Annotated in this window: 2 protein-coding genes (1 of these 2 only partly in view); both read left to right on the top strand. The window is 56.5% G+C overall.

Going from position 1 to position 13,314, the window contains the following annotated elements; translation table 11 throughout:
* Positions 1 to 11,665 carry the 3' portion of a DUF7601 domain-containing protein gene (locus JYE49_RS07660; protein ID WP_304583324.1) on the top strand. 2,858 nt of this gene lie to the left of the window's left edge, so only the last 11,665 of its 14,523 coding nucleotides appear in the window; its start codon lies beyond the left edge, outside the window; the stop codon is at positions 11,663 to 11,665.
* Positions 11,662 to 13,314: a SpaA isopeptide-forming pilin-related protein gene (locus JYE49_RS07655; RefSeq protein ID WP_304583323.1), complete on the top strand. Its 1,653-nt coding sequence runs from the start codon at positions 11,662 to 11,664 to the stop codon at positions 13,312 to 13,314. The genes JYE49_RS07660 and JYE49_RS07655 overlap by 4 nt, the downstream gene beginning before the upstream one ends.

Below are 13,314 nucleotides of genomic sequence, written 5' to 3'. Positions count from 1 at the left end.
GAAGGCGAAAGGCCTGCCGACCGGAATCAGCTACACTGTCGAAGAGGAGAGGGACGGTAAGTTCATCACCACCAAGACAGGAGAAACCGGAACGATCGCGACAGGTACAATCACCGCGAGTTTCTCCAACGCGAAGGACGAGGGCGGGCTGCAGGTCAGCAAGACGGTACAGAGCATTATCGAAGCTGACAAGAGCATTAAGTTCACATTCACCGTAACCCTGAAGGATACGACGATCAACGGCACTTACGGTGACATGACGTTCGAAAACGGTGTAGCGACCTTCGAACTGGCGAGCGGAGAGATCAAGAGCGCGACAGGCCTGGAGAAGGGACTTGAATACACCGTAACAGAAACGGATAACGATCTGTTTACAACAAGCTGGAACGCAAAGACCGGCACCATCGGTGACGTGACAAGCATTGCAGCCTTCACGAACACCCGTAAGACGGGCGATCTGGAGCTGAGCAAGGAACTGATCAGTGACAGGGCTGCGGATGCAGACCAGGTGTTCACCTTCACGGTGACGCTGGGCGATAACAGCATCAACGGCAAATTCGGCAACATGACGTTCAAGGACGGCGTGGCAACAGTTGAACTGAAGGGCGGCGAGACGGCGACCGCAACTGGCCTGCCGACCGCCATCAGCTACACGATTACCGAAGCTTCCGCCACGGGCTTCCAGCAGACGGGTGTGACCGGAGACGCCGGTTCCATCAAGACAGGGAAGACCACGGCGAAATTCACGAACACCCGCGACACGGGCGACCTGGATCTGAGCAAGGTTCTGATCAGCGACCGGGCGGCGGATGCGGACCAGGTGTTCACGTTTACCGTGACGCTGAGTGACAAGACGATCAGCGGCACCTACGGCGACATGACGTTTGCGAAGGGCGTGGCGACGGTCGACCTGAAGGGCGGCAAGACAGCGACAGCCAAGGGCCTGCCGACCGAGATCACCTATACCATTACTGAAGCAGACGCGGAAGGCTTTGAACTGACCGGCAAGACCGGAGATACCGGCACGATCAGCACGAAGAAGTCCACGGCGACCTTCACGAACAGCCGTGACACCGGTGACCTGGAGCTGAGCAAGGAACTGATCAGTGAAAGGACTGCGGATGCGGATCAGGTGTTCACCTTCACCGTGACGCTGAGTGACAAGACGATCAGCGGCACCTACGGCGACATGACGTTTGCTGAGGGTGTAGCGACGGTTGAACTGAAGGGCGGCGAGAAGGCCACTGCTAAGGGCCTGCCGACCGAGATCACCTATGAGATCACCGAAGCAGACGCGGAAGGCTTCAAGCTGACGGGCAAGACCGGAGACACCGGTTCCATCAGCACGACGAAGTCTGAAGCGACCTTCACGAACACCCGTGACACCGGCGACCTGGAGCTGAGCAAGAAACTGGTCAGCAAACGGACCGCGGACAAGAACCAGGTGTTCACCTTCACGGTGAAACTGGGTGATACCGGCATCAACGGTAAGTACGGCGACATGACGTTCGAAAACGGCGTGGCGACGGTTGAACTGAAGGGCGGTGCAAAGGCCACCGCAACGGGCCTGCCGACCGAGATCACCTATGAGATTACCGAAGCAGACGCGGAAGGCTTCAAGCTGACGGGCAAGACCGGAGACACCGGTTCCATCAGCACAACGAAGTCTGAGGCAACCTTCACGAATACCCGTGACACCGGCGATCTGGAGCTGAGCAAGGAACTGGTCAGCAAACGGACCGCGGACAAGGACCAGGTATTCACGTTCACCGTGACACTGGGCGATACCGGCATCAACGGTAAGTACGGCGACATGACGTTCGAAAACGGCGTGGCGACGGTTGAACTGAAGGGCGGTGCAAAAGCCACCGCTAAGGGCCTGCCGACCGAGATTACCTATGAGATCACCGAAGCTGACGCGGAAGGCTTCAAGCTGACGGGCAAGACCGGTGAAGAAGGCACGATCAGCAAGACGACATCTGAAGCGGTCTTCACGAACACCCGTGACACCGGAGACCTGGAGCTGAGCAAGAAACTTGTCAGCGACGCGGCAGCGGACAAGAACCAGGTGTTCACCTTCACAGTGACACTGGGCGACACCGGCATCAGCGGCACCTTCGGCGACATGACGTTTGCTGACGGCGTGGCGACGGTAACGCTGAAGGGCGGCGCGAAGGCTACAGCGACAGGCCTGCCGACCGAGATTTCCTATACGATCACCGAAGCGGATGCGGAAGGCTTCAAGCTGACGGGCAAGACCGGTGAAGAAGGCACGATCAGCAAGACGACAACTGAAGCGGTCTTCACGAACACTCGTGACACCGGCGACCTGGAGCTGAGCAAGAAACTGGTCAGTGACAGGGCCGCGGATGCGGACCAGGTGTTCACCTTCACGGTGACACTGGGCGACACCGGCATCAGCGGCACCTTCGGCGACATGACGTTTGCTGACGGCGTGGCGACGGTAACGCTGAAGGGCGGCGCGAAGGCTACAGCGACAGGCCTGCCGACCGAGATTTCCTATACGATCACCGAAGCGGATGCGGAAGGCTTCAAGCTGACGGGCAAGACCGGAGACACCGGATCCATCAGCACGACGAAGTCTGAAGCGACCTTCACGAACACCCGTGACACCGGCGATCTGGAGCTGAGCAAGAAACTGATCAGTGACGCGGCGGCAGATAAGGATGTTAAGTTTACCTTTACAGTGACACTGGGTGACGAAAGCATCAATGCCACCTACGGCGACATGACGTTTGTCGGCGGCGTGGCGACAGTTGAACTGAAGGGCGGCGCGAAGGCTACAGCGACAGGCCTGCCGACTGAAATCACTTATGAGATCACCGAAGCTTCTGCTGACGGATTCCAGGTGACAGGCAAGACCGGCGACAAGGGCACGATCAGCACAACGAAGTCTGAAGCTGTCTTCACGAACACCCGTGACACCGGTGACCTGGAAGTCAAGAAAACAGTTACCAGCACTACCAGTACGGATCTGAGCAGGGATTACAAGTTTACCGTGACGCTGAGTGACAACACCATTACCGGTACTTATGGCGGAATGATATTCACCAACGGCGTGGCGAACTTCACCCTGAAGCACAATGAGACCAAGAAAGCGGAAGGACTCCCGACCGGCATTACTTACAAGGTTGTGGAAGAAAAGCCGGATGGATTTATTGTGACTGAATCCGATGCTGAAGGTACCATTAAGACAACAATGTCGACCGCATCCTTCAACAACGCGAAGGAAGAGGGCGACCTGCAGGTTACCAAGACCGTACGCAGCGATATTGCAGCGGACAAAGACCGGCTCTTCCATTTCACAGTGACACTGGATGACACGACGATCAACGGTGACTACGGTGAGATGACATTTGAGAACGGCGTGGCGACCTTCGACCTGAAAGACAACCAGGTGAAGAAGGCTTCCGGCCTGCCGAAGGGAATTAAGTACACTGTAACCGAAGCGGACGATGAACTGTTTACAACCACATGGACAGGCGAGACCGGCACGATCAGCGGAACGACGTGTGTGGCAGCCTTCACGAACACCCGTAAGACGGGCGACCTGGAGCTGAGCAAGAAACTGATCAGCGACAGGGCAGCGGACAAGAACCAGGTATTCACCTTCACAGTGAAACTGGGTGAAAGCACGATCAGCGGCACCTATGGCAACATGACGTTCGTGAACGGCGTGGCGACGGTTGAGCTGAAGGGCGGCGAGACGGCGACCGCAACTGGCCTGCCGACCGCCATCAGCTACACGATTACCGAAGCTTCCGCCACGGGCTTCCAGCAGACGGGTGTGACCGGAGACGCCGGTTCCATCAAGACAGGGAAGACCACGGCGAAATTCACGAACACCCGCGACACGGGCGACCTGGATCTGAGCAAGGTTCTGATCAGCGACCGGGCGGCGGATGCGGACCAGGTGTTCACGTTTACCGTGACGCTGAGTGACAAGACGATCAGCGGCACCTACGGCGACATGACGTTTGCGAAGGGCGTGGCGACGGTCGACCTGAAGGGCGGCAAGACAGCGACAGCCAAGGGCCTGCCGACCGAGATCACCTATACCATTACTGAAGCAGACGCGGAAGGCTTTGAACTGACCGGCAAGACCGGAGATACCGGCACGATCAGCACGAAGAAGTCCACGGCGACCTTCACGAACACCCGTGACACCGGTGACCTGGAGCTGAGCAAGGAACTGATCAGTGAAAGGACTGCGGATGCGGATCAGGTGTTCACCTTCACCGTGACGCTGAGTGACAAGACGATCAGCGGCACCTACGGCGACATGACGTTTGCTGAGGGTGTAGCGACGGTTGAACTGAAGGGCGGCGAGAAGGCCACTGCTAAGGGCCTGCCGACCGAGATCACCTATGAGATCACCGAAGCAGACGCGGAAGGCTTCAAGCTGACGGGCAAGACCGGAGACACCGGTTCCATCAGCACGACGAAGTCTGAAGCGACCTTCACGAACACCCGTGACACCGGCGACCTGGAGCTGAGCAAGAAACTGGTCAGCAAACGGACCGCGGACAAGAACCAGGTGTTCACCTTCACGGTGAAACTGGGTGATACCGGCATCAACGGTAAGTACGGCGACATGACGTTCGAAAACGGCGTGGCGACGGTTGAACTGAAGGGCGGTGCAAAGGCCACCGCAACGGGCCTGCCGACCGAGATCACCTATGAGATTACCGAAGCAGACGCGGAAGGCTTCAAGCTGACGGGCAAGACCGGAGACACCGGTTCCATCAGCACAACGAAGTCTGAGGCAACCTTCACGAATACCCGTGACACCGGCGATCTGGAGCTGAGCAAGGAACTGGTCAGCAAACGGACCGCGGACAAGGACCAGGTATTCACGTTCACCGTGACACTGGGCGATACCGGCATCAACGGTAAGTACGGCGACATGACGTTCGAAAACGGCGTGGCGACGGTTGAACTGAAGGGCGGTGCAAAAGCCACCGCTAAGGGCCTGCCGACCGAGATTACCTATGAGATCACCGAAGCTGACGCGGAAGGCTTCAAGCTGACGGGCAAGACCGGTGAAGAAGGCACGATCAGCAAGACGACATCTGAAGCGACCTTCACGAATACCCGTGACACCGGCGATCTGGAGCTGAGCAAGGAACTGATCAGCAAACGGACTGCGGACAAGGACCAGGTATTCACCTTCACAGTGACACTGGGCGATACCGGCATCAACGGTAAGTACGGCGACATGACGTTCGAAAACGGCGTGGCGACGGTTGAACTGAAGGGCGGTGCAAAAGCCACCGCTAAGGGCCTGCCGACCGAGATCACCTATGAGATCACCGAAGCTGACGCGGAAGGCTTCAAGCTGACGGGCAAGACCGGTGAAGAAGGCACGATCAGCAAGACGACATCTGAAGCGGTCTTCACGAACACCCGTGACACCGGAGACCTGGAGCTGAGCAAGAAACTTGTCAGCGACGCGGCAGCGGACAAGAACCAGGTGTTCACCTTCACAGTGACACTGGGCGACACCGGCATCAGCGGCACCTTCGGCGACATGACGTTTGCTGACGGCGTGGCGACGGTAACGCTGAAGGGCGGCGCGAAGGCTACAGCGACAGGCCTGCCGACCGAGATTTCCTATACGATCACCGAAGCGGATGCGGAAGGCTTCAAGCTGACGGGCAAGACCGGAGACACCGGATCCATCAGCACGACGAAGTCTGAAGCGACCTTCACGAACACCCGTGACACCGGCGATCTGGAGCTGAGCAAGAAACTGATCAGTGACGCGGCGGCAGATAAGGATGTTAAGTTTACCTTTACAGTGACACTGGGTGACGAAAGCATCAATGCCACCTACGGCGACATGACGTTTGTCGGCGGCGTGGCGACAGTTGAACTGAAGGGCGGCGCGAAGGCTACAGCGACAGGCCTGCCGACTGAAATCACTTATGAGATCACCGAAGCTTCTGCTGACGGATTCCAGGTGACAGGCAAGACCGGCGACAAGGGCACGATCAGCACAACGAAGTCTGAAGCTGTCTTCACGAACACCCGTGACACCGGTGACCTGGAAGTCAAGAAAACAGTTACCAGCACTACCAGTACGGATCTGAGCAGGGATTACAAGTTTACCGTGACGCTGAGTGACAACACCATTACCGGTACTTATGGCGGAATGATATTCACCAACGGCGTGGCGAACTTCACCCTGAAGCACAATGAGACCAAGAAAGCGGAAGGACTCCCGACCGGCATTACTTACAAGGTTGTGGAAGAAAAGCCGGATGGATTTATTGTGACTGAATCCGATGCTGAAGGTACCATTAAGACAACAATGTCGACCGCATCCTTCAACAACGCGAAGGAAGAGGGCGACCTGCAGGTTACCAAGACCGTACGCAGCGATATTGCAGCGGACAAAGACCGGCTCTTCCATTTCACAGTGACACTGGATGACACGACGATCAACGGTGACTACGGTGAGATGACATTTGAGAACGGCGTGGCGACCTTCGACCTGAAAGACAACCAGGTGAAGAAGGCTTCCGGCCTGCCGAAGGGAATTAAGTACACTGTAACCGAAGCGGACGATGAACTGTTTACAACCACATGGACAGGCGAGACCGGCACGATCAGCGGAACGACGTGTGTGGCAGCCTTCACGAACACCCGTAAGACGGGCGACCTGGAGCTGAGCAAGAAACTGATCAGCGACAGGGCAGCGGACAAGAACCAGGTATTCACCTTCACAGTGAAACTGGGTGAAAGCACGATCAGCGGCACCTATGGCAACATGACGTTCGTGAACGGCGTGGCGACGGTTGAGCTGAAGGGCGGCGAGACGGCGACCGCAACTGGCCTGCCGACCGCCATCAGCTACACGATTACCGAAGCTTCCGCCACGGGCTTCCAGCAGACGGGTGTGACCGGAGACGCCGGTTCCATCAAGACAGGGAAGACCACGGCGAAATTCACGAACACCCGCGACACGGGCGACCTGGATCTGAGCAAGGTTCTGATCAGCGACCGGGCGGCGGATGCGGACCAGGTGTTCACGTTTACCGTGACGCTGAGTGACAAGACGATCAGCGGCACCTACGGCGACATGACGTTTGCGAAGGGCGTGGCGACGGTCGACCTGAAGGGCGGCAAGACAGCGACAGCCAAGGGCCTGCCGACCGAGATCACCTATACCATTACTGAAGCAGACGCGGAAGGCTTTGAACTGACCGGCAAGACCGGAGATACCGGCACGATCAGCACGAAGAAGTCCACGGCGACCTTCACGAACACCCGTGACACCGGTGACCTGGAGCTGAGCAAGGAACTGATCAGTGAAAGGACTGCGGATGCGGATCAGGTGTTCACCTTCACCGTGACGCTGAGTGACAAGACGATCAGCGGCACCTACGGCGACATGACGTTTGCTGAGGGTGTAGCGACGGTTGAACTGAAGGGCGGCGAGAAGGCCACTGCTAAGGGCCTGCCGACCGAGATCACCTATGAGATCACCGAAGCAGACGCGGAAGGCTTCAAGCTGACGGGCAAGACCGGAGACACCGGTTCCATCAGCACGACGAAGTCTGAAGCGACCTTCACGAACACCCGTGACACCGGCGACCTGGAGCTGAGCAAGAAACTGGTCAGCAAACGGACCGCGGACAAGAACCAGGTGTTCACCTTCACGGTGAAACTGGGTGATACCGGCATCAACGGTAAGTACGGCGACATGACGTTCGAAAACGGCGTGGCGACGGTTGAACTGAAGGGCGGTGCAAAGGCCACCGCAACGGGCCTGCCGACCGAGATCACCTATGAGATTACCGAAGCAGACGCGGAAGGCTTCAAGCTGACGGGCAAGACCGGAGACACCGGTTCCATCAGCACAACGAAGTCTGAGGCAACCTTCACGAATACCCGTGACACCGGCGATCTGGAGCTGAGCAAGGAACTGGTCAGCAAACGGACCGCGGACAAGGACCAGGTATTCACGTTCACCGTGACACTGGGCGATACCGGCATCAACGGTAAGTACGGCGACATGACGTTCGAAAACGGCGTGGCGACGGTTGAACTGAAGGGCGGTGCAAAAGCCACCGCTAAGGGCCTGCCGACCGAGATTACCTATGAGATCACCGAAGCTGACGCGGAAGGCTTCAAGCTGACGGGCAAGACCGGTGAAGAAGGCACGATCAGCAAGACGACATCTGAAGCGACCTTCACGAATACCCGTGACACCGGCGATCTGGAGCTGAGCAAGGAACTGATCAGCAAACGGACTGCGGACAAGGACCAGGTATTCACCTTCACCGTGACACTGGGCGACACCGGCATCAGCGGCACCTTCGGCGACATGACGTTTGCTGACGGCGTGGCGACGGTAACGCTGAAGGGCGGCGCGAAGGCTACAGCGACAGGCCTGCCGACCGAGATTTCCTATACGATCACCGAAGCGGATGCGGAAGGCTTCAAGCTGACGGGCAAGACCGGTGAAGAAGGCACGATCAGCAAGACGACAACTGAAGCGGTCTTCACGAACACTCGTGACACCGGCGACCTGGAGCTGAGCAAGAAACTGGTCAGTGACAGGGCCGCGGATGCGGACCAGGTGTTCACCTTCACGGTGACACTGGGCGACACCGGCATCAACGGTAAGTACGGCGACATGACGTTCACGAACGGCGTGGCGACGGTTGAACTGAAGGGCGGCGCAAAGGCCACAGCGACAGGCCTGCCGACCGAGATTTCCTATGAGATCACCGAAGCGGATGCGGAAGGCTTCAAGCTGACGGGCAAGACCGGAGACACCGGTTCCATCAGCACGACGAAGTCTGAAGCGACCTTCACGAACACCCGTGACACCGGCGATCTGGAGCTGAGCAAGAAACTGATCAGTGACCGGACCGCAGACAAGAACCAGGTGTTCACCTTCACGGTGACGCTGGGCGATGACAGCATCAACGGCAGCTACGGAGACATGACATTTGAAAGCGGCGTAGCAACAGTTGAGCTGAAGGGCGGCGAGAAGTCCACAGCGACAGGCCTGCCGACTGATATCAACTACAGCATTACTGAAGCGAATGCAGAAGGCTTCCAGCAGACGGGCGTAACCGGAAATACCGGTTTCATCACGACGACGAAGTCTGAAGCGACCTTCACGAATACCCGTGACACAGGCGACCTGGAGCTGAGCAAAGTGCTGGTCAGCGACAGGGCAGCGGACAAGAACCAGATATTCACCTTCACAGTGACACTGGGCGATACCGGCATCAGCGGCACTTACGGCGACATTGCGTTCACGGATGGTGTGGCGACAGTTGAACTGAAGGGCGGCGAGAAGGCTGAAGCGACAGGTCTGCCGACCGACATCACCTATACGATCACCGAAGCAACGGCGGAAGGCTTCCAGCTGATCGGCAAGACCGGAGATACCGGCTCCATCAGTACGACGAAGTCCACGGCGGCCTTCACGAACACCCGTGACACCGGCGATCTGGAGCTGAGCAAGGTGCTGGTCAGTGACGCGGCAGCGGATAAGGATGTTCAGTTTACCTTCACGGTGAAGCTGGGTGACGACAGTATCAACGGCACTTACGGCGACATGAAGTTTGAGAAGGGCGTGGCGACCGTTGAGCTGAAGGGCGGTGAGAAGGCTACAGCGACGGGTCTGCCGACCGACATCACCTATAGCATTACAGAAGCAGATGCGGAAGGCTTCCAGCTGACAGGCAAGACCGGAGACACCGGCACGATCAGCACGACGAAGTCTGCAGCGACCTTCACGAACACCCGCGAGACGGGCGACCTGGAAGTCAAAAAGACAGTTACCAGCAGCACCGCCGCGGACCTGAGCAAAGATTATTCGTTCACGGTGACGCTGAGTGACAACACCATTAACGGCACCTACGGATGGATGACCTTCACCAATGGTGTGGCTGCCTTCACTCTGAAACATGGCGAATCCAGAAAGGCGGAAGGCCTTCCGACCGGAATCGCATACGAAGTTGTTGAAGATAAGCCTGATGGCTTCATTGTGATCAGCTCCGATGAAAACGGCACGATCAAAACGACGCTGTCCACCGCATCCTTCAACAACACGAAGGAAGAAGGAGACCTGCAGGTTGCCAAGACTGTCAGCAGCGAAATTGCGACAGACAAGGAACGGCTCTTCCACTTCACGGTAACGCTGGACGATACAACGATCAACGGTACCTACGGTGAGATGACGTTCGAAAACGGTGTGGCGGAATTTGACCTCAAGGATAACCAGGTGAAGAAAGCCACCGGTCTGCCGAAGGGTGTCAGATACACGGTAACAGAAGAAAACTACAACGAGTTTACAACAACATACGAAGGCACAACTGGAACAATCAGCGAAAAGATTGGCGTAGCCGCATTCACGAATACGCGTAAGATGACCGAAGTCACTGTTGAGAAGATTTGGGATGACAAAGACAATCAGAGTGACAAACGGCCGGATAACGTAATGGTCCAGCTGCAGGCTAACGGAGCAGACTTTGGCGAAGCTGTTGAACTGAACGCCGGAAACAAATGGAAGCATACCTGGCCTGACCTGGTCGAGGTTGATGAAAACGGTGAGATTCAGTACACAGTCACTGAAGCCCAGGTTTCCGGATATAAGACTCCTGTTATCACGAAGATTTCCGATAACGGATGGGCTTATACCATTACCAATAGTATTACGCACGTCGAAGTCAAGAAGACCGATATTGCGAACGGCGAGGAAGTTGCCGGAGCGAAACTGATCGTGACGGACAAGGACGACGAAGAAGTCGATTCCTGGACGACAGAAGCGGACGGCAATAATCACATCATCGAAGGACTGAAGACGGGCGAAGAGAACGTCTACACCCTGATTGAGACTGTGGCGCCTGAAGGCTACGAAATCACAACGAACATCACGTTCTGGATTGACGAGACCGGCGATGTCCATGTGACGGGCGCAAGGACGGAGACCAAGGACGGCGAGACAGTCATCCTGGTCGAGGACAAGAAGACGCACGTCGAGATCAGCAAGGTTGACGTAGTCGGCGGCGAAGAGCTGGAAGGCGCGACAATCCAGATCCGGAGAGAACTGGCCGCGGGTGAGGAGAAAGCGGCAGACAAGAACTACGTAGAAGAGGACGGCAAGGTTTATGAAGTCGTCGAAGAGTGGGTGTCTGAGAAAGACAAGACTCACGTAGTGAAGGGCCTGCTGACAGAGACCGAATACATCCTGCGTGAGGAAGTGGCACCGGAAGGCTATACCATTACGTCTGACACCACATTCACGATCGACGTGAATGGTGATGTGACGAGCAGCGGTACGACAACGACGGATGAATACGGACATACCATACTGCTGGTTGAAGACACGAAGACACACGTCGAGATCAGCAAGGTTGACGTAGTCGGCGGCGAAGAGCTGGAAGGCGCGACAATCCAGATCCGGAGAGAACTGGCTGCGGGTGAGGAGAAAGCGGCAGACAAGAACTACGTAGAAGAGGACGGCAAGGTTTATGAAGTCGTCGAAGAGTGGGTGTCTGAGAAAGACAAGACTCACGTAGTGAAGGGCCTGCTGACAGAGACCGAATACATCCTGCGTGAGGAAGTGGCACCGGAAGGTATACCATTACGTCTGACACCACATTCACGATCGACGTGAATGGTGATGTAACGAGCAGCGGTACGACAACGACGGATGAATACGGACATACCATACTGCTGGTTGAAGACACGAAGACACACGTCGAGATCAGCAAGGTTGACGTAGTCGGCGGCGAAGAGCTGGAAGGCGCGACAATCCAGATCCGGAGAGAACTGGCCGCGGGTGAGGAGAAAGCGGCAGACAAGAACTACGTAGAAGAGGACGGCAAGGTTTATGAAGTCGTCGAAGAGTGGGTGTCTGAGAAAGACAAGACTCACGTAGTGAAGGGCCTGCTGACAGAGACCGAATACATCCTGCGTGAGGAAGTGGCACCGGAAGGCTATACCATTACGTCTGACACCACATTCACGATCGACGTGAATGGTGATGTGACGAGCAGCGGTACGACAACGACGGATGAATACGGACATACCATACTGCTGGTTGAAGACACGAAGACACACGTCGAGATCAGCAAGGTTGACGTAGTCGGCGGCGAAGAGCTGGAAGGCGCGACAATCCAGATCCGGAGAGAACTGGCCGCGGGCGAGGAGAAAGCGGCAGACAAGAACTACGTAGAAGAGGACGGCAAGGTTTATGAAGTCGTCGAAGAGTGGGTGTCTGAGAAAGACAAGACTCACGTAGTGAAGGGCCTGCTGACAGAGACCGAATACATCCTGCGTGAGGAAGTGGCACCGGAAGGCTATACCATTACGTCTGACACCACATTCACGATCGACGTGAATGGTGATGTAACGAGCAGCGGTACGACAACGACGGATGAATACGGACATACCATACTGCTGGTTGAAGACACGAAGACACACGTCGAGATCAGCAAGGTTGACGTAGTCGGCGGCGAAGAGCTGGAAGGCGCGACAATCCAGATCCGGAGAGAACTGGCCGCGGGTGAGGAGAAAGCGGCAGACAAGAACTACGTAGAAGAGGACGGCAAGGTTTATGAAGTCGTCGAAGAGTGGGTGTCTGAGAAAGACAAGACTCACGTAGTAAAGGGCCTGCTGACAGAGACCGAATACATCCTGCGTGAGGAAGTGGCACCGGAAGGCTATACCATTACGTCTGACACCACATTCACGATCGACGTGAATGGTGATGTAACGAGCAGCGGTACGACAACGACGGATGAATACGGACATACCATACTGCTGGTTGAAGACACGAAGACACACGTCGAGATCAGCAAGGTTGACGTAGTCGGCGGCGAAGAGCTGGAAGGCGCGACAATCCAGATCCGGAGAGAACTGGCCGCGGGTGAGGAGAAAGCGGCAGACAAGAACTACGTAGAAGAGGACGGCAAGGTTTATGAAGTCGTCGAAGAGTGGGTGTCTGAGAAAGACAAGACTCACGTAGTAAAGGGCCTGCTGACAGAGACCGAATACATCCTGCGTGAGGAAGTGGCACCGGAAGGCTATACCATTACGTCTGACACCACATTCACGATCGACGTGAATGGTGATGTAACGAGCAGCGGTACGACAACGACGGATGAATACGGACATACCATACTGCTGGTTGAAGACACGAAGACACACGTCGAGATCAGCAAGGTTGACGTAGTCGGCGGCGAAGAGCTGGAAGGCGCGACAATCCAGATCCGAGAGAACTGGCCGCGGGTGAGGAGAAAGCGGCAGACAAGAACTACGTAG

The sequence above is a fragment of the Aristaeella hokkaidonensis genome, assembly GCF_018128945.1.
Lineage (GTDB): Bacteria > Bacillota > Clostridia > Christensenellales > Aristaeellaceae > Aristaeella > Aristaeella hokkaidonensis.
Note: the sequence above shows the minus strand (reverse complement) of the source record. Positions and strands in the feature narration are given on the sequence as shown.